Below are 24,124 nucleotides of genomic sequence, written 5' to 3' on the forward strand. Positions count from 1 at the left end.
TCGCGGTAGCAGGGAATCGTCGAAATGAACTAGATGACTTCCCTAGGACTGGAAACGATCGGGGCGCGCCGGTCGCGTCGCGCGCGTCAGCGTGGTTCCGTTTGCGCGGCCGCCAGGAACGCGGGCCGTTCGCCGCCGCCGTCGAGCCGCAGGTTCGCGCCGGACGTGTACGACGCATCGGGCGACGCGAGGAACAGGCACGCCGACGCGACGTCGTCGGGCGTCGCGAGCCGTCCGGCGGGAATCGTCGCGCGGATCGCGTCCAGCGCGGCATCGTCGCCGTAATGGCCTTCGGTCGCGGATTCCGTCTGCACGAGGCTCGGGCTGATCGCGCACACGCGCACGCGCGGCGCCCATTCGACCGCAAGCGACGTGACCGCGTTGACGAGGCCCGCCTTCGCGGCACCGTAGGCGGCGGTGCCGGGCGAGGGCCGCGATGCGCTGACGCTCGCGATGAACAGCATCACGCCGCCGTGCGGCTGCGGCTGCATGATCGCGTTCACGCGTTGCGCGAGCTGCAGCGGCGCGATCAGGTTCAGCCGCACGATCGATTCGGTGAAGCGCGGCGATGCGTCGGCCGCGAGCACGAACGGCGAGCCGCCCGCGTTGTTGACCAGCACGTCGAGGCAGCCGGTGGCGTCGCGGATCGTCGCGAGCAGCGCGTCGACCTGCTCGATGTCGCGCAGGTCGGCCGCGACGAAGGTGGCCGTGCGGCCGCCGGACGAAGGCGGCGTGTCGGGTGCGCTGCGCCCGCATACGAACACGCGCGCGCCCGCCGCGAGAAACCGCTCGGCGATGCGCCGCCCGATGCCTTTGGTGCCGCCCGTCACGAGCACCGTCTTGCCGCTGTAGTCGAATCCGTTCATCGTCTGCCTCCGTTTCGGTGGCCCGATGATAGGAACAAGCGCGCGCGGTTTCGTAGTCTGAAAGGATGATGCCGGCCGGCGCCGGCGGCGCAATCATCGTGGCAGACATCCATCGATCGACGAAGGAGACAATCCGCGATGACGACCCCCACGACGCCGCCGGCCGGCATCTTCACCGACGTACCGGGCGGCCTGCGCCTGCATCATTTCGAGGCGGGCGAAGGCCGCCCGGTGGTGTTCATCCACGGCAGCGGCCCGGGCGCCAGCGGTTTCAGCAACTTCAAGCACAACTATCCGGCGTTCGCGGACGCCGGCCATCGCGCGATCGTCGTCGACTTGCCGGGCTACGGGCAGTCGTCGAAGCCGTCCGACGTCGCCTACACGCTCGATTTCTTCGTCGGTGCGCTGCATGCGCAGCTGTCCGCGCTCGGCATCGGGCCGGCCGTGCTGCTCGGTAACTCGCTGGGCGGTGCGATCGCGCTGAAATACGCGCTCGAGTATCCCGACGAAGTCGACGGGCTGATCATGATGGCACCGGGCGGCGTCGAGGATCGCGACACCTATTTCCGGATGGAAGGAATCCAGCGGATGGTGAAGCTGTTCACCAATCGCCAGATGAATGACGACACCATGCGCGAGCTGCTGACGCTGCTGGTGCACGACGCGGCGATCGTCACCGACGGGCTCGTCGCCGAGCGGATGAAGGTGTGCGTCGAGCAGCCTACCGAAGTGCTGTCGACGATGAGCGTGCCGAACCTGACGGGTGCGCTCGGCGACCTGCGCTGCCCGGTGCTCGGCTTCTGGGGCACGGACGATCGCTTCAATCCGGTCGGTGGCGCGCTGACGTTCCTCGAACGCTGCCGCGACGCGCGCTTCGTGCTGCTGAACCGCTGCGGCCACTGGGTCATGGTCGAGCACGCGGCGTATTTCAACCGCGAATGCCTTGATTTCCTGGCGGCGCCTGGCGCGGCCGCGGCGCGATAATGCCGGATGCCCTTGATGACCGGCTCGTTCGAGGCCGGTTCGCCTGACTACACGGAGACACAATGAACCTCATCGAAGACCTGTTCGACCTGCGCGGCAAGGTGGCCGCGATCACCGGCGGCGCGCGCGGCATCGGCGCGGAAACGGCACGCACGCTGGCCGCGGCCGGCGCGAGCGTCGCGATCCTCGACGTGCTGTCGCAACCGGCGGAAGCGCTGGTCGAGGAAATCCGCGCGCAGGGTGGCCAGGCCGCGTTCTGGTCGCTCGACGTGACGCACGAGGCCGACGTGGCGCGCGTGTTCGGCGAGATCGTCGCGCGCTTCGGGCGCCTCGACGTGCTCGTGAACAACGCGGGCATCGAAGGGCACAACGTGCCGACGCACGAGCTCACGCTCGCACAATGGCAGCGCGTGCTGGACGTGAACGTCAACGGCGTGTTCCTGTGCACGCGTGCCGCGATTCCGCACATCGAGGCGGCCGGCGGCGGCTCGATCGTGAACCTGTCGTCGATGTACGGGATCGTCGGCGGTCCCGACGTGCCGGCATATCACGCGTCGAAGGCGGCGGTGCGGATGATGGCGAAGGTCGACGCGATGCTGTATGCGGCGAAGAACATCCGCGCGAACTCGGTGCACCCCGGCTATATCCGCACGCCGATGCTCGAGGAGGCGTTCCGCCAGATGGGGCAGAACCCCGACGACGTGTTTAGTTATCTGCAGACGCACGTGCCGATGGCGAAGATCGGCAGCCCGCGCGACATCGCGGCCGGCATCCTGTATCTCGTGTCGCCGGCGGGCCGCTACGTGACGGGTGCGGAGCTGGTGATCGACGGCGGATACACCGCGCGCTGACGCGTCGCGGCGGTCGAAACGAAACAGGAGACAGGCAGTTGAAAGCGCTCGTGGCAGTGAAGCGCGTGGTCGACGCGAACGTGAAGGTCGGCGTGAAGTCCGACCGCACCGGTGTCGACATCGCGAACGTGAAGATGTCGATGAACCCGTTCGACGAAATCGCGGTGGAAGAGGCCGTGCGATTGAAGGAGGCCGGCGTCGTGACGGAGGTGGTGGCGGTGTCGGTCGGTGTCGCCCAGGCACAGGAAACGCTGCGCACGGCGCTGGCGATCGGCGCGGATCGCGCGATCCTCGTCGAATCGAACGACGGCGTCGAGCCGCTGGCGGTGGCGAAGATCCTGAAGGCGCTGGTCGACAAGGAACAGCCGCAACTCGTGATCCTCGGCAAACAGGCGATCGACGACGATTCGAACCAGACGGGTCAGATGCTGGCCGCGCTGGCGGGCCTGCCGCAAGCGACGTTCGCGTCGAAGGTGACGATCGCCGATGGCCGCGCCACGGTTGCGCGCGAAGTCGACGGCGGCGCGGAAACGCTGTCGCTTCAACTGCCGGCAGTCGTCACGACCGACCTGCGCCTGAACGAGCCGCGCTACGTGACGCTGCCGAACATCATGAAGGCGAAGAAGAAGCCGCTGGAAACGGTGAAGCCGGAAGACCTGGGCGTGGACGTCACGCCGCGTCTGAAGACGCTGAAGGTGGTCGAGCCGCCGAAGCGCGCGGCCGGCGTGAAGGTGCCGGACGTGAAGACGCTGGTCGAGAAGCTGAAGACCGAAGCCAAGGTGCTGTAAGAGGGAGCGGACGAACATGACGATTCTGGTAATTGCCGAGCACGACGCGGTATCGGCAGGCGGGGCTTCGCCGATCAAGGCCGCGACGTTGAATGCGGTGGCGGCGGCTGCCGAGGTTGGCAAATTCGTCGGCGGCGACGTTCACGTGCTGGTCGCGGGACACAACGCGCAGGGCGCGGCCGATGCGGCAGCCAAGATTGCAGGCGTGTCGAAGGTGTTGCTGGCCGACGCGCCGCAGCTTGCGGACGGGCTCGCAGAAAACATCGAAGCGACGGTGCTGGCCATCGCGGCGCACTACTCGCACATCCTCGCGCCGGCAACCGCCTACGGCAAGAACATCGCGCCGCGCATCGCCGCGAAGCTGGACGTCGCACAGATTTCGGACATCACGGCGGTCGATTCGGCCGACACGTTCGCGCGTCCGATCTACGCAGGCAACGCGATCGCGACGGTTCAGTCGAGCGATCCGATCAAGGTGATCACGGTGCGTGCAACGGGTTTCGATCCGGTGGCGGCGGAAGGCGGCAGCGCGTCGGTCGAGAAGATCGAAGCGGCGGCAGATGCAGGCAAATCGCAGTTCGTGAGCCGTGAAGTGACGAAGCTGGATCGTCCGGAGCTGACGTCGGCGAGCATCATCGTGTCGGGCGGCCGTGGTCTGGGCAGCGGTGAAAACTACACGAAGGTGCTGGAGCCTCTGGCCGACAAGCTGTCGGCAGCGCTGGGCGCATCGCGCGCGGCAGTCGACGCCGGCTACGTGCCGAACGACTATCAGGTCGGCCAGACCGGCAAGATCGTCGCACCGCAGCTGTACATCGCGGTCGGCATCTCGGGTGCGATCCAGCACCTGGCCGGCATGAAGGATTCGAAGGTGATCGTCGCGATCAACAAGGATCCGGAAGCACCGATCTTCAGCGTGGCCGATTACGGCCTCGTCGGCGACCTGTTCACGCTCGTTCCCGAAGCGGCCGCGGTGCTCTGAGCGATGCCGCTGTTCGAATTCAACGGCATGCGGCCCCGCGTCGATCCGTCTGCGTACGTTCATCCGAGCGCGGTCGTGATCGGCGACGTGACGATCGGCGCGGGCTGCTATATCGGCCCGCATGCGAGCCTGCGCGGCGACTTCGGCGCGATCGTCGTCGAGGCAGGCAGCAACGTGCAGGACGGCTGCGTGCTGCACGTCGGCATCGGCGAGACGTGCCGGCTCGGCGTGAACAGCCACATCGGGCATGGCGCGATCGTGCACGGCGCGACGCTCGAACCGGACACGATGGTCGGGATGAACGCGGTCGTGATGGACGGCGCGACGATCGGCGCGACGACGATCGTTGCCGCCTGCGCGTTCGTGAAGGCCGGCTACGACGTGCCGCGCGGCGTGCTGCTCGCTGGCGTGCCGGGGCGCGTGGTGCGGCGGCTGAGCGCCGCGGAGATCGACGCGAAGGCGAATGGCACGCGGGTCTATCAGCGGCTCGCGGTGGATTGCCTGGCGACGCTCAGGCAGGTCGACGGCGCGTAAGCGATGCGCGTCATCGATCCGGCGGCGATGATTGCCGGCGAGAAAGCCGTCGTCGGGCGGCGTGAATGCTGCAAACCCGCGTGCGTCGAGCACCGAACGCCGCCGTGCCGACAGCATGGTGCCATCGATCTTCTCGGGGTTTGTGCGGATGGCGATTGGCCGTCGTGCATGCCGGTCGTGACGTTCGCGCGGGATCGATTGCCTGATGCGGCGTCGTTGTCTTAAGATCGGCGTCAGACCATCCCACCGCCTCCGGCGCCGAATGAAAACGACCTTACGCCTGCGCGTCGCCATCATCGCTTCGGCTTTCGCCGTCTATCACGTATTCATGCACGTCCAGTGGGTCGCGAGCGGTTGCATCGCGTTCCTCGGCAGCCGGCATTGCAGCTTCGAGAACAGTGCCAATTTCGAAGGAATGATGGACCTCGACCTGCTGCTGACCTGCGCGTGGGTCGCGGGCGCGATGATGGGGTGGTTCGCCATCGCACGTGCGCCGAGGAAGCCTGGCTGACCGAGCGGGCGTCCCGCAGCCGCCTATCGAGTGCGCACCGGCGCGGGCCGGTCGTGCAGGAACGCGAGCGACAGCGCCACGAGACCGCAGCTCGCGATGAGCATCAGCAACGCGCCCTTGCCGGCGTGCACCATCACCCAGCCGCCGACCGACGGAAAGCCGAACGTGCCGATGAAATACGACGCGACGAACCACGTCAGCACGCCGTGCCGTTGCGTATCCGCGCAATCGTGGAGCGCCTGCGCCTGGATGACCGGATACATGAGCCCGTAGCCGGCGCCGAGCAGCACGGCCACGACGGACTGTAGCGATGCATGCTCGGCGGCGCCGAACATGGCGAGCGCACCGAGCATCATCATCATGAGCAACCCCTTGGTCGCGGTTTCGGGGCGCGCCATCCTAACCCATTTCCCGAGCAGCCAGCGCGCACTCAGCACCGTCATCGTGTAAAGGCTGAAGAATGTGCCGGCACGCGCCTGCGTGCCTTGCATGAGCGACATCTGGAACGTCATCAGGCCGGAAAACACGCAGGTGCCGAGTGCGATCATCGCGATCGGCGCGGCCGCGCGCGTGCGCGAGATGGCCCGGAGTTCGCGCACCCAGCGGCCACCGGACGCAGCGGCGGGCGGGTGCGGACACAGGCGACCGAACGCCTCGAACATCAGCGACGCGATCGCGCACAGCGCGCCGACCGCATAAAGCGTGTCGTCGATCGACCAGTGGAGCAGGCGCATCGCATACGCCGAGAACGCGGGGGACATGCCGATCCCCGTCATCTGGAAGGTCGCCGAACGGAAGAACCACACGTTTCGGGTGGCGCCGCTCGTGCGCTCGGCAAGCGACATCGGCGCGGCCAGATGAAACGCGCCCCAGCCGAAGCCGACCAGGAAGCCGGACGGCAAATCGGCCGCCGGCGCGCGCCCGACGAGTGCGAAGCCGACGATGCCGGCGCCGATGCACAGCGACGACAGCGCGGCGATTCGCGCGGCGCCGATCTGCCGCGAGAACCAGCCGACCACCGCCAGACCGGCGAAGGTGCCGACGGTCGCGGCGGCCAGTGCGGCTCCGGTATCGAGATCGCTGCCGCCAATCGCGCGAAAGCGCATCGATAGCAGGAAGGTTGCGCCGTAACCGCCCGCGGTGAGCAGGGTGCCGACGAGAAAGAGCAACGCAGTTTGAACGCGCATGACAGCCATCCGGGGCGGCAGAGACGGTCAGGAAATCGTCGATTGCGAGACAGTATGGACCAGGACCGATGCGGGATGCCCGCATTTGCGATGACGGGATCGTGCCGTCGGTTTATGCCGGACATGGCTTGATCATGGTGCGCCGGACGCGCCGTTTCGTGCGGTGCGGCCCGCGTCGCAGGCGCCGCACGGCGACGCTGAATTCGTCGGATCAGCGTCGTTGCACGCCGCCGCTCACGGCGTTTTCTTCGCTCGTTCGCGCGTCTCGCGCGTCCTTTGCTTTCCCCTGTGCGCTGCACTAGATTCGAAGCATTACTTGCCACCGAACGCACGAGGTGAAGCCATGACGCCATGGGAAATTCAGGGGACCGAACTGATGAACTGCAATTGTTCATACGGTTGCCCCTGCCAGTTCAATTCGTTGCCGACGCACGGCAACTGCGAAGCGATGGGTGCGATTTCGATCGACAGCGGCCACTACGGCGACGTCGTGCTCGATGGCGTCCGGATCGCGGTCGTGTTCCAGTGGCCGGGGCCGATTCACGAAGGCCACGGACGGTGCCAGCCGATCGTCGACGAGCGCGCGAGTCCCGCGCAGTGCGAGGCCGTGCTGAAGATCATGACCGGTCAGGATACCGATCCGTTCGCGACGATGTTCTCCGTGTTCGCGTCGACGCTCGAGCACGCATACGATCCGATCTTCGCGAAGATCGATTTCGACGTCGATGTCGATGCGCGGCGCGGCCGGATCGGCGTCGAGGGCGTGTTCGACATCGTCGGCGAACCGATCCGCAATCCGGTGACGGGCGCGGAGCATCGCGCGCGGATCGACCTGCCGCACGGCTTCGAATACGAGCTGGCCGAGATCGGTTCGGGCACCGGCCGGTCGCATGGCCACATCGAGCTGAATCTCGAGCGGAGCTACGCCCAGTTCGCGCGGCTGCACCTGAACAACCACGGGCTGATCCGGCATCGCGTCGCGGCATGATCCCCGTCGGCGATTTTCTCGGGCGCGAGCGCGTCGTCACGCTGCTTGGCATGACCGCGCTCGTCGGCGCGTGCTGGGTCTACCTGTGGACGGGCGCGGGTACCGGCATGTCGGCGCTGGACATGACGGCGGTGGCGTTGTTCCCGCATCGGCTGGCCGACGACATGGGGACCATGGATCCGTCGCTTGCGACCGTGGTCCTGATGTGGTGGGTGATGATGATCGCGATGATGACGCCCAGCGCGGCGCCGCTCGCACTGTTGTACCGGCGGGTGCTGCGGCATCACGGTGCGCAAGGAGCCGGGGCGGCTTTGACGTCGGCGTTCCTGCTGGCGGGCTATCTGGCCGCGTGGTTCGCGTTTTCGGTCGCCGCGGCCGTGCTGCAGACGCTGCTGCAGCCCGCCGGCCTGATCTCCGGAATGATGCTGTGGTCGAAGAGCGCCGTATTGTCCGCGATCGTCCTCGCGCTGGCCGGCGCCTATCAATTCTCGCCGCTGAAACAGGCGTGCCTACGGCAATGTCGGTCGCCGGTCCGGTTTCTCACGACGTACGGGCGCCCGGGACTCACGGGCAGCTTCCTGCTCGGCGTGCGGCACGGCGCGTATTGCGTGGGCTGCTGCTGGCTGTTGATGGCGCTGCTGTTCGTCGGCGGCGTGATGAACGTCGTGTGGATCGTCGCGTTGTCGCTGTTCGTGCTCGTCGAAAAGGTGCTGCCGGGCGGCGAGCGCGTTGGCCGCGCACTGGGCGTCGTGCTGATCGCGTGGGCGGTTGCGACGTTGCTGGTGTAGCGGGCGCGTTCGTCATTGGCGGAACAACGGAGTGTCCCGATGAAAATCCGATACCTCGCCGTCACCGTTCTCGGCGCGATGGCCGTCGTTGCGACGCCGGTGCGTGCGGGCGGGAGCATGCCCGACATGAACATGGGCGACATGAAGATGTCGGCGCCGGATTCGGCGTTGACCGATGCCGAAGTGAAACGGATCGATGCCGCGCACGGCATGGTGACACTGAAGCACGGCGCCCTCGAGAACGTCGGGATGGCGCCGATGACGATGGCGTTCAAGGCCGGCGACCCGGCGATGATCGAGTCGCTGCACGTGGGCGACAAGATCAAGGTCCGGGTCGAGCGCTTGGGGGGCACGCTGACGATCGTGAAGCTCGTGCAACGGCAGTAACGGTCGCGCAAGCGACCGCTTGCCTGGCGACCGTCACGGGCCGGTCGCCGGCGCTAACCCGGTCCGTCACCGGAATCGCCGCCGGCTTCGGCAAAATTCAACTCGATGCCATTGCCGGCCGGGTCGGTGAAAAACAGCTGCAGCTGGCGCGTGAGCGGCACGTACGTGCGTGAGTACCGGACCTGCGCGTCGGCCAGGCGCCGTTCCATGTCGGCGGCGTTCTCGCATGAAAATGCCATATGGTCGAACGTGTTGACGACGTGCGGCGGCCGAACCTCGCCGGGCCGCGCTTCCGACAGGTGGAGGATCGCCTGCGCCCCCGCGTAGAGCCAGTAGCCGTTGCTCTGGAACGGCGGTCGGTAGCCTGGCTGGAGGCCCACGACGTTCACATAGAAGTCGCGCAGCGTATCGAGCGTGGCACGATCCGCGCGCAGGTTGTAATGATTGAGTCCGATGACTGACATGGCAGGTTGTCCGGTTCGAGCAAGGTGCGCACCGCACAGCATCGCGCAACGCGGGGTGTCGTGTCACCCCCGAATGCCTTTGACCGCCGCTGCCGGGCGCGCGAGCCCGCGCGCCGGCAGTGGCGTCGACATCACGATCGACGTGCGCGTTTCGCCGTAGAGGTTGATGCGCTCGATCAGTTGCTCGAGGTGCGCCATGCTGACGGCGACGAAGCGCATCACGTAGGAATCCGCGCCGGTCACGTGATGGCACTCGACCACTTCGGGAATCGTCTCCAGCAGCTTCAGGAATTTCGCCTTCGCCGGCTGCTGCACCGTGATGCCGATCAGCGCGCTCACCGGGTAGCCGGCCGCGGCCGGATTGACCCGCGCCGTGTAGCCGTCGATCACGCCCGCCGACTCGAGGCGCTTCACGCGTTCCGTGACCGCCGGCACCGACAGGTGAACCTGGCGCGCCAGTTCCGTGTAGCTGATGCGGCCGTTGGCCTGCAGCAGCGCGAGTATCTTCCAGTCGAGTTCATCCATCGCGGCGGAGTTTTTAAGGTGAAAGGCTCATTTTTCCTTAAAAACCGCCTTCAGCGGCGACCGGACTTTCCCTACGATGCGGTTCATGTCATTGCATGTCGCGAGGAGCCGGCCATGCTGTTCATCAAGTCCGTCGTGATGGGGTTGTCGATCGCGGTGCCGGTCGGCCCGATCGGCATGCTCTGCATTCAGCGCAGTCTGAGCCGCGGCTTTCACGCGGGGTTCGCGACGGGCATCGGCGCCGCGTGCGCCGACGCGATCTACGGGCTGCTCGGGGCGCTGGGCGTCGCCGGCATCGTCACTGCGTTTCCGATGCTGACCGTCACGCTGAAAATCGTCGGCGGCGCGTTCCTCGTGTGGTTGGCCTGGTCCATCGCGCGGCAGGCGCCGGCCGCGTCTGCGGTGCACGACGTGCCGCGCGCGACCGTGCTTCGCGATTTCCTGACGACCTTCGGCCTCACGCTGTCGAACCCGATGACGATCCTGTCGTTCGTCGGGATCTTCGCGGCGCTCGGCCCGCTGGCGGGCACGCATGAAGGCGCGATGGGGCCGCCCGTGACCTTGATGGTCGCGGGCGTGTTCCTCGGATCCGCGACGTGGTGGCTGTGCCTGAGCAGCGCGACCGCCGCGTTGCGCACGAAGATGCCGCTGACGTTCATGCGCGGGCTGTCGCGCGTATCCGCAGCCGTGATCGCGGTGTTCGGTGCGATCCAGTTGATCGCGGGCATGCACGGCGTCGTCTGGTCATGACGCGAATCGCGGCATCGACACACCGCGCGCGCGGTCAGAACGTGTAGCTGACCTTGCCGAACGCGGTGCGGCCGAGCGTGTTGTAGCCGTACGCGGTCATGTACTGACGGTCGAACAGGTTCGACAGCGTCGCCGACACCGTCAGGTGCGAATTGATCCTGTACGACGCGCGCAGGTTCACGGTCAGGTACGACGGCAGATACGTCGTGTTGGCCGGGTCGTCGAACGTCGTGCCGCCGTAGTTCAGCGACGCGCCCGTGCTCAGTGCATGCAGGTGGAATTCGTCCCACGTGTGGTCGACGTTGACGCTGACCGTCTGGCGCGGCCGGCGGTTGAGCCAGCTGTCGTTGGTTTCGTCCTGGGGATTCAGGAAACCGATCGCGATGCTCACTGGCGTATGGCGGCCGATCGTGCCCTTGTACGACAGGTCGATGCCGCGGATATGCGAGCGACCAATGTTCATCGGCGAGCGCGTCGCGGGGTTGTACGCGATCAGGTTGTTGATGCGCGTGTCGTAGATCGCGGCGCTGAACGTGCCGTACGCCGTGTTCGCGTCGAGCGCGGCCTCGACCGAATCGCTGCGTTCCGGGTTCAGGTCCGGATTGCCGTAGCCCGGGTAGTACAAGTCGTTGAACGAGGGAAGGCGGAACGCGTTGCCGTAGGACACGCGGGCCGTATAGACCGGCGTGATGGCCCACGACAGCGCGGCATTGCCGGTGTTGACGGCCTTCCCGGCGATGATCTCGTGCCGCCCCGCGACGAACATCGTCACGCTGCCGAGCGTCGCCGACTGATGCAGCGAGAACGCGGAGTCGTTGCGCGTGGGCACGCCGTCGGGCACGTCGACCGGCAGGAATGCCTGTTCGCGCGTGAAGTCGTACGCAACCTTCGTCTCGCCCGACAGCGGCAGGCCGAACAGTCGGAAGCCATGCTCCTGGTGGGTCAGCGACGTCGACGAACTGATGCGCTGCGAGTTGATCTGGTCGGTCGGGATCGTCGGGTCGCTCGCATACAGGAACTGGCGGTCGTTCGCATAACCGAACGACTGGTCGAACTGGGTGTCGGGCGTGATGTCGAGATGAAACGCAATGCCGGTCGTCAGCTGGTGATCGAGCTCGCGATTCGCAAAGCCGGCGTTGTCATAGGACAGGTCGGAGCGGTGATACAGCGCGAACGTCGAGATCGACCAGTTGTCGCGCGCGTAGCCGAGTCGCGCATCGAGGTCCTGCGCATGATATGGATTGCGGCCGGCCTCGTGCCCGTACGCGAACGGTCGCGTCGCGTCGATGCCGGCCGTGTTGTAGTCGTGCAGGCCGAGCGTGTAGGTGAGGCCGCCGAGCGCGGCGAGCGGCCCCGTCGACGGCACGGTGCCCGACGTGCGCAACTGCGTGTCGAAGGTCTTGTTCGAGCCGCCACCGAACGACACGGTCGTCTGGTTCGGCTGGCCGGCGGCGCGGCGCGTGAACAGTTGCACGACGCCGCCCATCGCATTCGCGCCGAACGATGCGGCGGCCGGCCCCGAGATCACCTCGACGCGTTCGAACGCGTCGGTCGGCAGGTCGGCCCACGGTGCGATGCCGGTCGTCGGCGAGCCGATCCGGATGCCGTCGATGAACACCGCGACCTGGTTGGCGGACGAGCCGCGGATGCTCACGGACGCGGACGAGCCGGGGCCGCCGTTTTGCGAGACGGTCACGCCCGGCAGCGTCGCGAGCGCCTGCGTGATGCTCGGGTCGCTCGGCGACAGCCGATCGAGATCGGCGCGCGTGAGCACCTGCGTCGTCGCATAGCGCTGGTCGAACGATTCGGGCAGGTGCCGTGTGTCGGTCACGCTGATCGTCGGCAGGTCGGCGGCTTCGGCGGGTCGGGGCGGCTGCGGGAGCGCCGCGTCGCCTGCGGCATGGGCGATCGGGGCGAACAGCGCCGTGGCGGCGGACGTGGCGAGAAGGTGGCGAAGATTCATGAGGCAATGAACGTGATCGTGTTGCAGGTACGGCGAGCGTAAGCGGGTGGCGGTGCGTACCGCCCGGGTTCGTGTTGGTCTATCGCGAGACCGGGGAGCGTGGGCGGTCGTCGCGAGGTTCGGACGACACGGCACGGCGCACGCGTGCGCACACGCCGCGCCCATGGCTGGCTGGCGCGACGGCACGACGCTTCCGGCGAGGAAGCGGAGGCGGAAAGACTGGACATCTGAAGGGTCCTGAGGTCGGGCCGTCCATGCAACGGGGCGACCGCCAAAGGTGGCGCCTGGCGCTCCGGGACACCCCGCCCGGCGCGGCTGCTTGGACCTCGGGTCGATGGCAGGTCTCCTGGCTCGCGGGTCGCTATTCGCACCGGCCTTCCCGGTTTCCCAGTGGCGTGGAGTAGTGCGGATTCGCCGCTCACAGTTGCGGGGGCAGCCGCAGATTCGAGGCGCTGCCTCTTCTGCGTTCCCTTTTCATCCCGTCTCCGGGAACCATCAGCGCGCAAGCGTAATGGCGAGCGCTCCGGCGCGTCAATTGGCGAAGCGCGCAGGGATGCGAAAAAACGTCAGTGATCGCCGGATTTTTTCCAAATCCATTCTTGCGAGACACGCCGGCCACTTTACATCTGATGAAATGGGGCGCTGGCCGCGCGGCAATCGCGCCGGAACCGGCTCGGCGCGACACCCGTCCATCGCACGAACGCCCGCCGGAATGCTTCCTCGCCGCCGAACCCGAGATGCGCGGCGATTCGCGCGACCGGCCAGTCCGACTCGCGCAGGCAGCGCCGTGCGACGTCGGCGAGACACTGCTCGTGCAACGCGTGATAGCCGCGGCCTTCGGCAGCCAGCCGCCGTCGCAACGTCGCCTCGCTGACGCCGAGCCATCTCGCCAGTTCGGCGAGCGTGGGCAGCGCCTGCTCGCGCGCGAGCGCCGCGTCGAGAAAACCGCGTACCTGCTGCGCCCATGACACGACGGCCGGCGCCGCATCGATCAGACTAAACGGAAAATCGACGAGGAACGTGGCCAGTTCGCCCGGCTGGCGGATCACGCGGGCATCGAGCCGCGCGGCGTCGAATGCGAAGCCATAGGTTTTGCGGCCGACGTCGACCGGCGCATTGAACAGCCCGAGCAGCGGCATCGCGTCGTCGCGGCGCTGATGGCCGAGCCAGACTTCGTCCGGCCGCAGCGGCTGCCCGATGAGCCAGCCGAACAGTTGCAGATAGCAGAACAGGCCCGTCAGGTCGACGAGGCACGCGGCCGGGCTGCGCGTGCGGCGCAGCGAATCCATCCGGAACGTCGCGCGAGCGTCACGCACCGCGAGCGACAGCGCACCGGCGCGCGGCGTCAGCATCTCGCAGAACTCGGCCGCGCAGCGGATCGCGTCGCCGAGCGTCGTGCAACTGAGCAGGCAGCGGCACATCAGGTCGACTTCCTGCTTGCGCATCGGCGGGTGGCCGTTGCCGCGCGCGACCTGCGCCTCGAGTCGCTCGATGGCGTCGCGGTACAGCGCGACGAAGCCGCCTGGCGTCGTCGACGCGACGTCCGCGGCCGACGTCGCCGGTCGTTCCACTGGCGGTGCGCCGCTGCGCGTCAACTCGTCCCGCAGGCGGTCGCCGAGGCCCGGCAGCATGCGACCGCGTGCCGGCAATGCGCGTTGTTTCATATCTCTGCCGATCTGAGCGTTGCGACAGGGGCGGGTGAGCGGGCCGGTAGGGGTTCGCCGGCCGTCGCCACGCAAGAATGTTATCCACGCCGGCCGCTTCCGGCCTCGCCGGAACGGCGTAGGCGGCCGGCATCGCATTGCGCCACGAACGAACCGAGACGACCCGCGAATGATCCAGATCGTAGACGAAATCACCCTCGCACCCGAACGCATTCCCGACGTGCTGGCGCTGCTGCGCGACCGTTATTTGCCGGGCCACGCGGCGCGCGGACTGACGGCGGCCGGCCGCTGGGTGTCGCCGCCCGTCGCGGTGCCGGGGCAGCCGAGCACGCTGTGGCTGACGTGGCAGGTTGCCGATGCGCCGGCGTACTACCGGATGCGCGCGCTGACCGACGGTGACGTCGTTGCGTTCTGGACGGCCATCGATGCGCTGTGCGACGCCCGCCGCCGCCATGTGATGACGGACGCGGATGCACCGCTGCCTGCACTGACGGAGGTCGACCATGCGGCATGACACGGCGCAGATATTCGTTTCGGCGACCGACGATGCCGGCGCGGTCGAGCGTGCATTACGCGACGCCGCGCATGCGCTGCCCGGCGCGACCCGCGTTGCGCTGGCACGCAATCTGGAAGGCTGCTGGAACGCGGGCGACTACACGCTCGACGTGCTGCGCGACGAACGGGCGACCGACCACGCGCCGGGCTTCACCGCGCTGGCCCGCATACCGGGCGTCGTGCGGATCGACGGCGCCGCATGCCGGGCGATCGGCGGCGGCCTGCGCGAGCCGGCGCTGCGCGACGGCGTATGGCGCACGCTGATGTTGCGCGTGCGGCCGGAGGCCGACGAAGCCCAGGTACGCGACCTCGAGCGCGAGTTGCTGCGCATGCCCGCGTACATGCCCGGCATCCGTAACTGGCGGCTGAGCAGGATCGTGACGCCGGGTGCGTGGACCCACGTCTGGCAACAGGAATTCGCGCACGTCGGCGATCTGCTCGGCGAGTACCTGCTGCATCCGTATCACTGGGGCTGGGTCGACCGCCGCTTCGACGCCGAAAGCCCCGACTGGACGGTCGATGCGATCGCGCACGCGTTCTGTCCGCTCGCGTCGAGCCTGCTGGCCGACACGGCGGCGTGACGCGCGGCGCACGCGACCCGCCGCCATGCAAACGACAACCCTGGAGACACCACCGTGCGAGCCTTGCTGATCGACCGCATCGGTCATTCCGACGCGCTGCGAATGGCCGACGTTCCGGCACCGAGGCCGGGCCCCGGCGACGTGCTGATCCGCGTCGCGTACGCGGGCGTCAATCCTGCCGACTGGAAATGCCGCGAAGGCTATCTCGGCGCGTTCATGCGGATCACGTTTCCGTTCGTGATCGGCTTCGACGCGGCCGGTGTGGTCGAGGCGGTCGGCGATGGCGTGGAAGGATTCGCGCCCGGGATGCGCGTGTTCGCGCAGACCGACGTCGGCGCGGGGCGCTGGGGCGCGTATGCGGAATACGTCGCGGTGCGGCACGACTCGGTCGTGCGCCTGCCCGACACGGTCGGCTTCGCGGAAGCGGCGGCCACGCCGACCCCCGCGCTGGCGGCGTGGGCCGGCCTGTTCGACGACGGCGGGCTGCGTGACGGGCAGACCGTGCTGGTGCACGGCGGCGCGGGCGCGGTCGGCACGTTCGCGATCCAGCTTGCCGCGCAGGCGGGCGCGCGCGTCGCGGCGACGTGCTCGGCCCGCAACCGCGCGAGCGTCGAGGCGCTCGGCGCGGCGGCGAGCATCGACTATCGCGCACAGGACATCGCTAAGGCCGTGCGGGCGTGGGCGCCCGGCGGCGTCGATCTGGTGCTCGACGCGGTCGGCGGCGCCACACTGGCCGATGCACTCGACCTGCTGGCACCGGGCGGCACGCTCGTCAACATCATGACGCTCGCGGCCGGCGACGCGGAGCGACTGGCCGCGACGGGCGCCGAAGCCGCGAAGCGCGGCCTGCGCACCGCGATGACGTACAGCCGGATGCCGAGCGGCGCCACGCTGGCAGCGATCGCGGAACGGCTCGGCCGTGGCGCGCTACGCGTGCCACGCTTCGAGCGCTTTCCGCTCGAACAGGCGGCGCACGCACTCGATCTCGTTCAAACGGGCGACGCGAAAACCAAGTTCGTGTTGCACGTTGCGGATATCGCGGGCTGACGCAGAACGGCCCGCACATGACACCCCTTTTACCGGAGACATCATGACCGACACCCGAACCGCGACGCTTGCGGACAAATGCGCGCTCGTGACCGGCGCGAGCCGCGGCATCGGCCGCGCGATCGCGCAGCGCCTCGCGTCGGAAGGCGCGACCGTCGTCGTGACGGCGCGCAGCCTCACGCAATCCGCGACGACCGCCGGCACGCTCGCCGAAACGGTCGCGCTGATCGAGCAGGCGGGCGGCCGCGCGATCGCACTGGCGGCCGACCTGTCGAACCCGGCCGAGCGCGACGCGCTCGTCGGGCGCGCGGCGAAGGCGGCCGGCGGCCTCGACATCCTCGTAAACAGCGCGGGCGTGGCCGACTACGCGCGCGTCGACGCGATGCCGATGGCGATGTTCGACACGACGATCGAGCACTATCTGCGCATTCCGTTCGTGCTGAGCCAGGCAGCGATTCCGCTGATGCGCGCACGCGGCGCCGGCTGGATCGTGAACGTCGGCTCGGTCACGGCGCTCGCGCCGCTGCGGCCGTTCGACGATTTCTCGCGCGCGGGCGGCGCGACCGTCTATGCGGCGGTCAAGGCCGCGCTGTCGCGCTTCACGCAAGGACTCGCGGCCGAGCTCGAAGCCGACGGCATCGCGGTGAACCTGGTCGCGCCGAGCACCGCGATCCGCACGCCAGGCGCGGCCCGCTACATCCCCGAAGGCTATCCGACCGAGGACGTCGCGTATTTCGCGGAAACCGCGCTCGCGCTGTGCAGCCTGCCGGCAAGCGAGCGCACGGGCCTCGTCACGCACAGCCTGCATTTCCCGCTGTCGCAGGGGCTCGCGGTGCGCTCGCTCGACGGCCGCACGCCGTTGCCGCCACCCGTGATTCCCGCATACGCGCATCCGCGCATCGACCCGACAGGACATTGACATGACGACTTCGATTCGCTTCGACGGCGGTACCGCCGTGATCACCGGCGCGGCCAGCGGTATCGGCAGCGGGCTCGCGCGCCACGCCGCCGGGCTAGGCATGCGCGTGGTGCTGGCCGATCTCGACCGGGGAAAGCTCGACGCGTTCGCCGCGACGCTCGACACCGACGTGCTGTGCGTGCCGACGGACGTCAGCCGCCCTGAAGCCGTCGATGCGCTGGCCGACGCCGCATGGCAGCGCTTCGGCGGCGTCGACCTGCTGTTCAACAACGCGGGCGTGATGGCGACCGGCTTCAGCTGGGAAATCACGCCGGAACGGTTCGAGCGCAGTTTCTCGATCAACGTGCACGGCGTGATGAACGGGATCCGCAGCTTCGTGCCGCGCATGCTCGAGCGCAACGTGCCCGCGCGCATCGTCAATACGGCGTCGGTCGGCGGGTTCCTGCCGAGCCCGTTGATGTCGCCTTACTCGGCGACGAAATTCGCGGTGGTCGCGCTGACCGAATCGCTGCACGGCGAGCTCAAGATGCTCGGCGCGCCGGTCGGCGTGTCGCTGCTCGCGCCGGGCCCGGTGCAGACGGGCATTTTCAACGACCCGTTCGGCGCCGCGCACGACCGGCCCGAGGTGCAGGGCTTCGTCGACACGATGCGCGCGATGCTGAACGCGCACGGGCTCACGCCCGACGCATTTGCGGCGCGGGCGTTCGACGGCATTCGCGACGGGCGTTACTGGCTGATTCCGCAGCCGGAGACGATCGACGGCGCGCTGCAGCGGCGCACCGCGGACATCCTCGCCGCGCGCGATCCGTCGCTGCCGTCGTTGTGAAGTCACGGCGCGGGCCGGCCGACCGACGCGGCCGGCTCACGCCGGGTTACATATGCGTGCCGGCGTGCGTGCGGCCGCTGGGTTCGCCGCCGCGGTCGGGTGGCGTATTGTTCTGATCGATCTTCGCGAGCACGAAGCCGGCGTGCGGCAGCGCGGCGGGCGAACGGTGGGCGGCCTGCGCGACCGGGTCGTGCGGCGAAGTGGCGGAAAAACCGGATGACGTCGCGCTCGGTTGCGCGAACGCCGTGAGGGATGCTGCCGCGAGGGCGGCGGCGACGATCGCGTGCGTGTTCATGGCGACTCCTTCTTCACGACTGACTGCGGGACAACGCATTCAGTGTAGGGCGCGAAACTTAACGCGACGTGAAGGAGCGGCGGCGTGCGGATGACGGGATGTTCATGCGGTCATCCGCGCGCCGCGACGCATCACGCGGATGCGGCGACCAGCGCGCAGAAGTTCTCGAGATCGACGTTGCCGCCGCTGATCACGATGCCGACGCGCTTGCCTTTCAGTTCGTCCTTCATCCGGCGCGCGGCCGCGAGCGACAGGCAGCCGGTCGGCTCGACGACAATCTTCATACGGGTCGCGAAGAAGCGCATGCAGTCGACCAGTTCCGCGTCGGTCGCGGTCAGGATGTCGTCGACGTCGCGCCGCAGGATCGGGAACGTCAGGTTGCCGAGGTGCTGCGTCTGCGCGCCGTCGGCGATCGTGCGCGGCGTGTCGATATGGACGATCGACCCGGACCGGAACGATTGCTGTCCGTCGTTGCCCGCTTCCGGCTCGACGCCGTACAGCTTCGCGTGCGGCGACAGCGCGCGCGTCGCGAGCGCCGTGCCCGACAGCAGGCCGCCGCCACCGAGCGGCGTGAACACCGCGTCGAGCGGCCCGACCTCGTCGAACAGTTCCTTCGCCGCCGTGCCCTGGCCCGCGATCACGTCCGCGTGGTCGTACGGCGGCACCAGCGTGAGCCCGTGCTTCTCCGCGAGCGCGCGGCCGATCTGCTCGCGGTCCTCGGTATAGCGGTCGTAGGTCACGACGTTGCCGCCGTAGCCGCGCGTCGCGGCCATCTTCGCGGCCGGCGCGTCCTGCGGCATCACGATCGTCGCCGGGATGCCGAGGATGCGCGCCGACAGCGCGATCGCCTGTGCATGGTTGCCGGACGAGAACGCGACGACGCCGTTGCGTCGCTGCGTCGCGTCGAAGCGCGACAGCGCGTTGAACGCGCCGCGGAACTTGAACGCGCCCATGCGCTGCAGGTTCTCGCACTTGAAGAACACCTGCGCGCCGAGCGCTTCGTCGATCGTTCGCGACGTCATCACGGGCGTGCGGTGCGCGTGGCCGTCGAGCCGTGCCGCGGCGGCCGCGACGTCGTCGTAGGTGGGGAGGGTCGGAGTGTTCATGAGTCGCTCGTCGGAAGAGTCGGTCAACAGGTCAGCGGGGCGCATCCGCCTCACGCATCATTTCGCATCGTTGTATACGGTGGCGCGCGACACGCCGAGATGCTGCGACACGATTTCCATCGCGCGGCGCACCTCGAGGAAGCCGTCGGCCTTCAGCGTCTGCATCAGCTCGCGGCGCTGGTCGGTCTTCAGTTCGCGCGGCGTGGTCGCGAGGCGCGTCGCGAACGCGTCGATGCGCTGCCGGATCGCGTCCGCGCCGGCCGGGTCGAGCGTCTCGGCGACCGGCGCGCCTTCGGTGCTGCAGAACTGGTTCAGCATCCCCTGGAAACCGCGGAACAGTGTGACGTCCGCGTTCAGGCACAGCGCGGCCACATAGCGGCCGTTCGAATCCTTGATGCCGATCGACGTGCTTTTCGCCGTGCGGCCGTCGGCGAAGCGGTTCGCGTAGTTCGCGAGCACCTGCGGGAAGTCGTCGTCCTCGATGCGGGCGAGCCCGAGTTCGGTCGCCGGATCGCCGATCGCGCGACCCGACAGGTTGTTATGGATCGCGAGGATCGCGTGCTTCGGCGTGCGCAGGTCGTGCACGACGACTTCGGTGAACGGCGCGAACATCGCGCCGAGCCCTTCGGCGATGCGCAGCACCTGCTCGATCAGCGACGCCTGTTCCGACTGCGGCCTGGAGCGGGGCGTGGTCATGGTTTGACCTCGAGCGCGGGCGCGTCGGTCGTTTCCGGCCGCGTGATGTCGGCCAGCAGCGGGCGGGCGATCCGCACGTAGTCGGACGCGTCGAGCACGACCGAGCGGTCGAGGCGGCCCGCGTTGAACGCGATTTCGTCGTTGAGTTCGATCAGTGCGGGGTCGACGACGAGCGTCACGTTCGCGTCGAACACGAACGGCGGCACGGCGCCCATCACGCAGCGCGTGACCGTGGCGGCAAGTTCGGGCGGCGCGAGTGTCGCCTTGCGGCGGCCGACCGCGTCGGCGACCTTGCGGAAATCGATCTTCAGATGGCCGGGGATGACCGCGAGCGCGGTGACGTCGCCGCCGTCCTTGAACGAGCAGAGCATCGCCTTCGCGCCCTGTTCGGGACGCGTGCCGCGAATCGCGGCGATCACGTCGGATTTGCCTTCGGCCGGGTGATCCAGCACGCGGAACCGCGCACCGGAGGTGTTCAGCAGCTCGCACAGCGCGTCAAAAACGGGATAGTCGCTCATGTCGATCCGGGCAGGAGGGGCGCATCACGGTACGCGGGGGACGGCGTGCCTCGGTTTGCCGTCGATGAATTGTCCAAGTATAGACGTTTTGTCATGTGCATGGCAAAGACCCGAAACAGGGATCGCCATGTTTGGCCTCCCACCAACTGCCGAAAGGCCGTTTCATATCGCGGAATGCGTGCGGAATTCCCGCCGCGCCGCCGTCTCGCCGCTTGAAAACCGGTTTTGCATCGCAAAACGCACTGCTTATCTCATTGAAAAACAAGCAAAATTTATATCTTATGTCTTATATAAGACTTCGCCGAAAGCGCATCGGACGGCGTTACTATTGAGTCCATGCAGTTCGCTTCGTCATACGGAGCGGGCAAGCTGAACCCTTTACTCAAATGCGCTTCGTTCCCAGGAGATTGACATGTCCCAATATCAAGACGACATCAAGGCAGTGGCTGGCTTGAAGGAAAACCACGGCAGCGCGTGGAATGCCATCAATCCCGAGTATGCCGCCCGCATGCGTGCCCAGAACAAGTTCAAGACGGGCCTCGACATCGCGAAGTACACCGCGAAGATCATGCGCGCCGACATGGCCGCGTACGATGCCGATCCGTCCAAGTACACGCAGTCGCTGGGTTGCTGGCACGGCTTCATCGGCCAGCAGAAGATGATCTCGATCAAGAAGCACTTCAACAGCACCGAACGCCGCTACCTGTACCTGTCGGGCTGGATGGTCGCCGCGCTGCGCTCGGAGTTCGGCCCGCTGCCGGACCAGTCGATGCACGAAAAGACGTCGGTCAGCGCGCTGATCCGCGAGCTGTACACGTTCCTGCGCCAGGCCGACGCACGTGAACTCGGCGGCCTGTTCCGCGAGCTGGATGCTGCCAAGGACGCCGCTGCCAAGGCCGCCATCCAGGAAAAGATCGACAACCACGTGACGCACGTCGTGCCGATCATCGCCGACATCGACGCCGGCTTCGGCAACGCCGAAGCAACGTACCTGCTGGCCAAGCAGTTCATCGAAGCGGGCGCGTGCTGCATCCAGATCGAAAACCAGGTGTCCGACGAGAAGCAGTGCGGCCACCAGGACGGCAAGGTCACCGTGCCGCACGAGGACTTCCTCGCGAAGATCCGCGCGATCCGCTACGCGTTCCTGGAACTGGGCGTGGACGACGGCATCATCGTCGCCCGTACCGACTCGCTCGGCGCGGGCCTGACCAAGCAGATCGCCGTGACCAACGAGCCGGGCGACCTGGGCGACAAGTACAACGCGTTCCTCGACTGCGAAGAGCTGTCGGCCGACCAGCTGGGCAACGGTGACGTCGTCATCAAGCGCGACGGCAAGCTGCTGCGTCCGAAGCGCCTGCCGAGCAACCTGTTCCAGTTCCGCGCCGGCACGGGCGAAGCGCGTTGCGTGCTCGACTGCATCACGTCGCTGCAGAACGGCGCCGACCTGCTGTGGATCGAAACCGAAAAACCGCACATCGCGCAGATCGGCGGCATGGTCAGCGAAATCCGCAAGGTCATCCCGAACGCGAAGCTGGTGTACAACAACAGCCCGTCGTTCAACTGGACGCTGAACTTCCGTCAGCAGGTGTACGACGCAATGAAGGCAGAGGGCAAGGACGTGTCGGCATACGACCGTGCGCAGTTGATGAGCGTCGAGTACGACGAGACCGAACTGGCCAAGCTCGCCGACGAGAAGATCCGTACGTTCCAGGCCGATGCATCGCGTGAAGCAGGCATCTTCCACCACCTGATCACGCTGCCGACGTACCACACGGCCGCGCTGTCGACCGACAACCTCGCGAAGGAATACTTCGGCGAACAGGGCATGCTCGGTTACGTGGCGGGCGTGCAGCGTAAGGAAATCCGTCAGGGCATCGCGTGCGTCAAGCACCAGAACATGTCCGGCTCGGATATCGGCGACGACCACAAGGAATACTTCAGCGGCGACGCAGCGCTGAAGGCAGCGGGCAAGGACAACACGATGAACCAGTTCTCGTAATCGTCATACCCGCGGCACGACGCCAACCCGTTCATGACGGGTTGGCGTTTTTTTTATCCGCGCACGGCCTTCACGACGTATTGGCTCGTCGGCACCACGTCGATCTTGTCGAAATCGATGAAGCGTCCGCAGCTGTCCATCATCTCCCCGACGTTGCGCTGGAATTTCTCCTCGTCGCCGACTGCATCGAAGAACGCGTACGGATCGGTCATCGCGGCGGCCGGGAAGCATTCCTCGACGATCGCGTCGTAGCCGGGCGCCGCATGCGTGAGCGCGCGCACGACCACGTTCTGCACGTACAGGAAGTTGTCCTGCGTGTCGATCGCGACGCGCGTGTGATGGCCGTGCCATACGTCGAGCCATGCTTCATGCGTGAGGCGCGGCGGGCGCTTCAGGAACGCGAGCTGCGAGAAGCCGCTCGTGCGCTCGCCGGGCCGCGCCGGAAAGCGCGTGTTCGGAATCGGCTGCGATTCCGTGACGAGATACGCGGCCATGTGCGGGACGATCGCGCGCACCGCGTCGTCGAACGGCTGGCGGAACATCGGGTTCGCGCTGTCGATCCACACCGCGACGATGCCGTCGATGCCCGGGTGCGTGTTGGTCTGCTTCAGGCCGGCGGCCGGCGCGACATCGGCGTCGGCAACGTTGGCCTGCACGCCGTGCGCGCCTAGCGACAGCAGCTTGTCGGCGAGCTGCGCGCGCACGCTGCGGCTCCATTGTTCGGGCGCGGCCTGCGCATCGCGCCACAATACATAAATGACTTTCTCCATTGCTCCGGCTCCAAAGGGGATGACGAGGTCGGCGGCGCTGCCGCCGGGTTTCAGGAAGCGTTGACGGCCGGATCGGTCGAACCGGCCGCGTCCTGCGCGCCCGGTGCGAAGCGGTTGGCGGTCAGCGTGAACGACGGCGGAATCGGCGACGTGACGGTTTCGAACAGGCGCTCGTGACGCGTCGCGTGAATACGCCACACGCCGTCGCGCTTCACGTACTGGTCGTCGTAGAACGCGGTGCCGTGCAGCAGGTAGTTGTCCTCTAGATTGATCGCATGATCCTCGAGAAACCACACGCCGCACGCATGATCGGCGGACACCAGCGTGAGCTCGGGGTGGTGGCCGTGATGCATCGTCAGGAAGGTCGGCTTGCCGAGCAGTTCGCGCAGGCTGGACACGAATGCGTCGCGGCCGTCGTACGCATAGTGGCCGCCGTACAGGCGCGCCTCGCAGTCCTCGGTCAGGCATTGCGCGAGCAGCGACCAGTCGTGTGTATCGACCGCGCGGAAATACCGGTACTTCAGCTGGCGGATCTGCTCGTACTCGTGGAGCGTGCGGGTCGTCTCGTCCATCGCCGTGTCTC

At 67.4% G+C, this 24,124-nt stretch carries 29 protein-coding genes and 1 riboswitch; of the genes, 17 read left to right on the forward strand and 12 right to left on the reverse strand.

The window, feature by feature from the left end; all coding sequences use genetic code 11:
* Positions 1–86 precede the first annotated feature (86 nt).
* The gene (locus tag BTE28158_RS11260; RefSeq protein ID WP_151049457.1) at positions 87–866 is read right to left on the reverse strand and encodes an SDR family oxidoreductase; all 780 of its coding nucleotides are present in this window, start codon (positions 864–866) and stop codon (positions 87–89) included.
* A gap of 138 nt (positions 867–1,004) precedes the next feature.
* Between BTE28158_RS11260 and BTE28158_RS11265 the strand changes: the two genes are divergently transcribed.
* The 7 genes from BTE28158_RS11265 to BTE28158_RS11295 all read left to right on the forward strand — a co-directional run bounded on the left by BTE28158_RS11265 (position 1,005) and on the right by BTE28158_RS11295 (position 5,513).
* Positions 1,005–1,850 (forward strand): alpha/beta fold hydrolase, encoded by an 846-nt coding sequence (locus BTE28158_RS11265; RefSeq protein WP_151049455.1) that lies wholly within the window; start codon positions 1,005–1,007, stop codon positions 1,848–1,850.
* 62 nt (positions 1,851–1,912) lie between these two features.
* Positions 1,913–2,701 (forward strand): SDR family NAD(P)-dependent oxidoreductase, encoded by a 789-nt coding sequence (locus tag BTE28158_RS11270; protein ID WP_151049453.1) that lies wholly within the window; start codon positions 1,913–1,915, stop codon positions 2,699–2,701.
* A 38-nt stretch (positions 2,702–2,739) separates the two neighbouring features.
* Positions 2,740–3,489 carry an electron transfer flavoprotein subunit beta/FixA family protein gene (locus tag BTE28158_RS11275; RefSeq protein WP_151049451.1) on the forward strand — a complete coding sequence of 250 codons (750 nt, stop codon included), beginning with the start codon at positions 2,740–2,742 and terminating at the stop codon, positions 3,487–3,489.
* A 16-nt stretch (positions 3,490–3,505) separates the two neighbouring features.
* Positions 3,506–4,468: an electron transfer flavoprotein subunit alpha/FixB family protein gene (locus BTE28158_RS11280; protein WP_151049449.1), complete on the forward strand. Its 963-nt coding sequence runs from the start codon at positions 3,506–3,508 to the stop codon at positions 4,466–4,468.
* Between the two features lie 3 nt (positions 4,469–4,471).
* Entirely contained in the window at positions 4,472–5,002 is a 531-nt protein-coding gene (locus BTE28158_RS11285; RefSeq protein WP_151049447.1) for an acyltransferase, read from the forward strand.
* 3 nt (positions 5,003–5,005) lie between these two features.
* Complete coding sequence (locus tag BTE28158_RS11290) at positions 5,006–5,227, forward strand: hypothetical protein (protein WP_151049445.1); 222 nt, start codon at positions 5,006–5,008, stop codon at positions 5,225–5,227.
* A 37-nt stretch (positions 5,228–5,264) separates the two neighbouring features.
* Positions 5,265–5,513 (forward strand): hypothetical protein, encoded by a 249-nt coding sequence (locus tag BTE28158_RS11295; protein ID WP_059600512.1) that lies wholly within the window; start codon positions 5,265–5,267, stop codon positions 5,511–5,513.
* Positions 5,514–5,536: 23 nt separating this feature from the next.
* Here the strand turns inward: BTE28158_RS11295 and BTE28158_RS11300 are convergent, their stop codons facing one another.
* Positions 5,537–6,700: an MFS transporter gene (locus BTE28158_RS11300; RefSeq protein ID WP_151049443.1), complete on the reverse strand. Its 1,164-nt coding sequence runs from the start codon at positions 6,698–6,700 to the stop codon at positions 5,537–5,539.
* A gap of 343 nt (positions 6,701–7,043) precedes the next feature.
* Between BTE28158_RS11300 and BTE28158_RS11305 the strand changes: the two genes are divergently transcribed.
* Genes BTE28158_RS11305 through BTE28158_RS11315 form a run of 3 tightly spaced genes read left to right on the forward strand, consistent with a single transcriptional unit; the run spans position 7,044 to position 8,863 of the window.
* Positions 7,044–7,688, forward strand: a complete 645-nt coding sequence (locus tag BTE28158_RS11305; protein ID WP_151049441.1) for a DUF1326 domain-containing protein — start codon at positions 7,044–7,046, stop codon at positions 7,686–7,688.
* A complete protein-coding gene (locus tag BTE28158_RS11310) occupies positions 7,685–8,476 on the forward strand; it encodes a DUF2182 domain-containing protein (protein WP_151049439.1) in 792 nt (263 codons plus the stop codon). Before BTE28158_RS11305 ends, BTE28158_RS11310 begins: the two co-directional genes overlap by 4 nt.
* Positions 8,477–8,515: 39 nt before the next feature.
* On the forward strand, positions 8,516–8,863 hold the full coding sequence (locus BTE28158_RS11315) for a copper-binding protein (RefSeq protein WP_151049437.1): 348 nt from the start codon (positions 8,516–8,518) through the stop codon (positions 8,861–8,863).
* Positions 8,864–8,916: 53 nt separating this feature from the next.
* On the opposite strand, the gene BTE28158_RS11320 is transcribed toward BTE28158_RS11315, so the two are convergent.
* Both BTE28158_RS11320 and BTE28158_RS11325 read right to left on the reverse strand, forming a co-directional pair.
* Complete coding sequence (locus BTE28158_RS11320) at positions 8,917–9,327, reverse strand: VOC family protein (protein WP_151049435.1); 411 nt, start codon at positions 9,325–9,327, stop codon at positions 8,917–8,919.
* Between the two features lie 63 nt (positions 9,328–9,390).
* Positions 9,391–9,852, reverse strand: a complete 462-nt coding sequence (locus tag BTE28158_RS11325; protein WP_124900883.1) for an Lrp/AsnC family transcriptional regulator — start codon at positions 9,850–9,852, stop codon at positions 9,391–9,393.
* Positions 9,853–9,966: 114 nt separating this feature from the next.
* On the opposite strand from BTE28158_RS11325, the gene BTE28158_RS11330 reads away from it, so the two are divergent.
* Entirely contained in the window at positions 9,967–10,602 is a 636-nt protein-coding gene (locus tag BTE28158_RS11330; RefSeq protein ID WP_124622783.1) for a LysE family translocator, read from the forward strand.
* A 34-nt stretch (positions 10,603–10,636) separates the two neighbouring features.
* On the opposite strand, the gene BTE28158_RS11335 is transcribed toward BTE28158_RS11330, so the two are convergent.
* Together BTE28158_RS11335 and BTE28158_RS11340 are read right to left on the reverse strand one after the other, a co-directional pair.
* Positions 10,637–12,565, reverse strand: a complete 1,929-nt coding sequence (locus BTE28158_RS11335) for a TonB-dependent receptor domain-containing protein (RefSeq protein ID WP_151049433.1) — start codon at positions 12,563–12,565, stop codon at positions 10,637–10,639.
* 319 nt (positions 12,566–12,884) lie between these two features.
* Positions 12,885–13,077: riboswitch (cobalamin riboswitch) on the reverse strand.
* 108 nt (positions 13,078–13,185) lie between these two features.
* A complete protein-coding gene (locus BTE28158_RS11340; RefSeq protein ID WP_151049432.1) occupies positions 13,186–14,229 on the reverse strand; it encodes a helix-turn-helix domain-containing protein in 1,044 nt (347 codons plus the stop codon).
* A gap of 169 nt (positions 14,230–14,398) precedes the next feature.
* Here BTE28158_RS11340 and BTE28158_RS11345 point away from each other — a divergent pair, with 169 nt between their 5' ends.
* The 5 genes from BTE28158_RS11345 to BTE28158_RS11365 are packed head-to-tail and all read left to right on the forward strand — an operon-like array spanning position 14,399 to position 18,157.
* A complete protein-coding gene (locus BTE28158_RS11345) occupies positions 14,399–14,743 on the forward strand; it encodes a hypothetical protein (RefSeq protein ID WP_059679445.1) in 345 nt (114 codons plus the stop codon).
* Positions 14,733–15,365: a Dabb family protein gene (locus BTE28158_RS11350; RefSeq protein WP_151049431.1), complete on the forward strand. Its 633-nt coding sequence runs from the start codon at positions 14,733–14,735 to the stop codon at positions 15,363–15,365. Before BTE28158_RS11345 ends, BTE28158_RS11350 begins: the two co-directional genes overlap by 11 nt.
* Positions 15,366–15,419: 54 nt before the next feature.
* The gene (locus BTE28158_RS11355) at positions 15,420–16,412 is read left to right on the forward strand and encodes an NADP-dependent oxidoreductase (protein WP_174919866.1); all 993 of its coding nucleotides are present in this window, start codon (positions 15,420–15,422) and stop codon (positions 16,410–16,412) included.
* 43 nt (positions 16,413–16,455) lie between these two features.
* On the forward strand, positions 16,456–17,331 hold the full coding sequence (locus BTE28158_RS11360) for an SDR family NAD(P)-dependent oxidoreductase (RefSeq protein ID WP_151051042.1): 876 nt from the start codon (positions 16,456–16,458) through the stop codon (positions 17,329–17,331).
* Between the two features lies 1 nt (position 17,332).
* Positions 17,333–18,157 (forward strand): SDR family NAD(P)-dependent oxidoreductase, encoded by an 825-nt coding sequence (locus BTE28158_RS11365; RefSeq protein ID WP_151051040.1) that lies wholly within the window; start codon positions 17,333–17,335, stop codon positions 18,155–18,157.
* 46 nt (positions 18,158–18,203) lie between these two features.
* On the opposite strand, the gene BTE28158_RS11370 is transcribed toward BTE28158_RS11365, so the two are convergent.
* From BTE28158_RS11370 to BTE28158_RS11385, 4 genes are all read right to left on the reverse strand, one after another.
* Positions 18,204–18,452: a hypothetical protein gene (locus tag BTE28158_RS11370; protein ID WP_151051038.1), complete on the reverse strand. Its 249-nt coding sequence runs from the start codon at positions 18,450–18,452 to the stop codon at positions 18,204–18,206.
* A 131-nt stretch (positions 18,453–18,583) separates the two neighbouring features.
* Entirely contained in the window at positions 18,584–19,558 is a 975-nt protein-coding gene (locus BTE28158_RS11375) for a threo-3-hydroxy-L-aspartate ammonia-lyase (protein WP_151051036.1), read from the reverse strand.
* Between the two features lie 57 nt (positions 19,559–19,615).
* Entirely contained in the window at positions 19,616–20,254 is a 639-nt protein-coding gene (locus tag BTE28158_RS11380; RefSeq protein ID WP_151051035.1) for a helix-turn-helix transcriptional regulator, read from the reverse strand.
* On the reverse strand, positions 20,251–20,772 hold the full coding sequence (locus tag BTE28158_RS11385; RefSeq protein ID WP_151051033.1) for a YbaK/prolyl-tRNA synthetase associated domain-containing protein: 522 nt from the start codon (positions 20,770–20,772) through the stop codon (positions 20,251–20,253). The genes BTE28158_RS11380 and BTE28158_RS11385 overlap by 4 nt, the downstream gene beginning before the upstream one ends.
* Positions 20,773–21,184: 412 nt before the next feature.
* On the opposite strand from BTE28158_RS11385, the gene BTE28158_RS11390 reads away from it, so the two are divergent.
* Positions 21,185–22,771, forward strand: a complete 1,587-nt coding sequence (locus BTE28158_RS11390; RefSeq protein WP_059600494.1) for an isocitrate lyase — start codon at positions 21,185–21,187, stop codon at positions 22,769–22,771.
* A gap of 53 nt (positions 22,772–22,824) precedes the next feature.
* Here the strand turns inward: BTE28158_RS11390 and BTE28158_RS11395 are convergent, their stop codons facing one another.
* Together BTE28158_RS11395 and BTE28158_RS11400 are read right to left on the reverse strand one after the other, a co-directional pair.
* Positions 22,825–23,541 (reverse strand): EthD domain-containing protein, encoded by a 717-nt coding sequence (locus BTE28158_RS11395; protein WP_151051031.1) that lies wholly within the window; start codon positions 23,539–23,541, stop codon positions 22,825–22,827.
* A gap of 50 nt (positions 23,542–23,591) precedes the next feature.
* Positions 23,592–24,113, reverse strand: a complete 522-nt coding sequence (locus BTE28158_RS11400; protein WP_151051029.1) for a nuclear transport factor 2 family protein — start codon at positions 24,111–24,113, stop codon at positions 23,592–23,594.
* Positions 24,114–24,124: the final 11 nt, after the last annotated feature.

Origin of the sequence: Burkholderia diffusa (genome assembly GCF_902499115.1) — a bacterium.
Lineage (GTDB): Bacteria > Pseudomonadota > Gammaproteobacteria > Burkholderiales > Burkholderiaceae > Burkholderia > Burkholderia diffusa.

Coding starts and splice junctions, on each gene's coding strand:
- BTE28158_RS11340 (WP_151049432.1), bottom strand. CDS start 14,229: ATGAAACAACGCGCATTGCCGGCACGCGGTCGCATGCTGCCGGGCCTC.
- BTE28158_RS11260 (WP_151049457.1), bottom strand. CDS start 866: ATGAACGGATTCGACTACAGCGGCAAGACGGTGCTCGTGACGGGCGGC.
- BTE28158_RS11310 (WP_151049439.1), top strand. CDS start 7,685: ATGATCCCCGTCGGCGATTTTCTCGGGCGCGAGCGCGTCGTCACGCTG.
- BTE28158_RS11285 (WP_151049447.1), top strand. CDS start 4,472: ATGCCGCTGTTCGAATTCAACGGCATGCGGCCCCGCGTCGATCCGTCT.
- BTE28158_RS11365 (WP_151051040.1), top strand. CDS start 17,333: ATGACGACTTCGATTCGCTTCGACGGCGGTACCGCCGTGATCACCGGC.
- BTE28158_RS11300 (WP_151049443.1), bottom strand. CDS start 6,700: ATGCGCGTTCAAACTGCGTTGCTCTTTCTCGTCGGCACCCTGCTCACC.
- BTE28158_RS11370 (WP_151051038.1), bottom strand. CDS start 18,452: ATGAACACGCACGCGATCGTCGCCGCCGCCCTCGCGGCAGCATCCCTC.
- BTE28158_RS11400 (WP_151051029.1), bottom strand. CDS start 24,113: ATGGACGAGACGACCCGCACGCTCCACGAGTACGAGCAGATCCGCCAG.
- BTE28158_RS11305 (WP_151049441.1), top strand. CDS start 7,044: ATGACGCCATGGGAAATTCAGGGGACCGAACTGATGAACTGCAATTGT.
- BTE28158_RS11385 (WP_151051033.1), bottom strand. CDS start 20,772: ATGAGCGACTATCCCGTTTTTGACGCGCTGTGCGAGCTGCTGAACACC.
- BTE28158_RS11350 (WP_151049431.1), top strand. CDS start 14,733: ATGCGGCATGACACGGCGCAGATATTCGTTTCGGCGACCGACGATGCC.
- BTE28158_RS11380 (WP_151051035.1), bottom strand. CDS start 20,254: ATGACCACGCCCCGCTCCAGGCCGCAGTCGGAACAGGCGTCGCTGATC.
- BTE28158_RS11265 (WP_151049455.1), top strand. CDS start 1,005: ATGACGACCCCCACGACGCCGCCGGCCGGCATCTTCACCGACGTACCG.
- BTE28158_RS11345 (WP_059679445.1), top strand. CDS start 14,399: ATGATCCAGATCGTAGACGAAATCACCCTCGCACCCGAACGCATTCCC.
- BTE28158_RS11270 (WP_151049453.1), top strand. CDS start 1,913: ATGAACCTCATCGAAGACCTGTTCGACCTGCGCGGCAAGGTGGCCGCG.
- BTE28158_RS11325 (WP_124900883.1), bottom strand. CDS start 9,852: ATGGATGAACTCGACTGGAAGATACTCGCGCTGCTGCAGGCCAACGGC.
- BTE28158_RS11320 (WP_151049435.1), bottom strand. CDS start 9,327: ATGTCAGTCATCGGACTCAATCATTACAACCTGCGCGCGGATCGTGCC.
- BTE28158_RS11280 (WP_151049449.1), top strand. CDS start 3,506: ATGACGATTCTGGTAATTGCCGAGCACGACGCGGTATCGGCAGGCGGG.
- BTE28158_RS11295 (WP_059600512.1), top strand. CDS start 5,265: ATGAAAACGACCTTACGCCTGCGCGTCGCCATCATCGCTTCGGCTTTC.
- BTE28158_RS11360 (WP_151051042.1), top strand. CDS start 16,456: ATGACCGACACCCGAACCGCGACGCTTGCGGACAAATGCGCGCTCGTG.
- BTE28158_RS11375 (WP_151051036.1), bottom strand. CDS start 19,558: ATGAACACTCCGACCCTCCCCACCTACGACGACGTCGCGGCCGCCGCG.
- BTE28158_RS11330 (WP_124622783.1), top strand. CDS start 9,967: ATGCTGTTCATCAAGTCCGTCGTGATGGGGTTGTCGATCGCGGTGCCG.
- BTE28158_RS11315 (WP_151049437.1), top strand. CDS start 8,516: ATGAAAATCCGATACCTCGCCGTCACCGTTCTCGGCGCGATGGCCGTC.
- BTE28158_RS11395 (WP_151051031.1), bottom strand. CDS start 23,541: ATGGAGAAAGTCATTTATGTATTGTGGCGCGATGCGCAGGCCGCGCCC.
- BTE28158_RS11390 (WP_059600494.1), top strand. CDS start 21,185: ATGTCCCAATATCAAGACGACATCAAGGCAGTGGCTGGCTTGAAGGAA.
- BTE28158_RS11290 (WP_151049445.1), top strand. CDS start 5,006: ATGCGCGTCATCGATCCGGCGGCGATGATTGCCGGCGAGAAAGCCGTC.
- BTE28158_RS11335 (WP_151049433.1), bottom strand. CDS start 12,565: ATGAATCTTCGCCACCTTCTCGCCACGTCCGCCGCCACGGCGCTGTTC.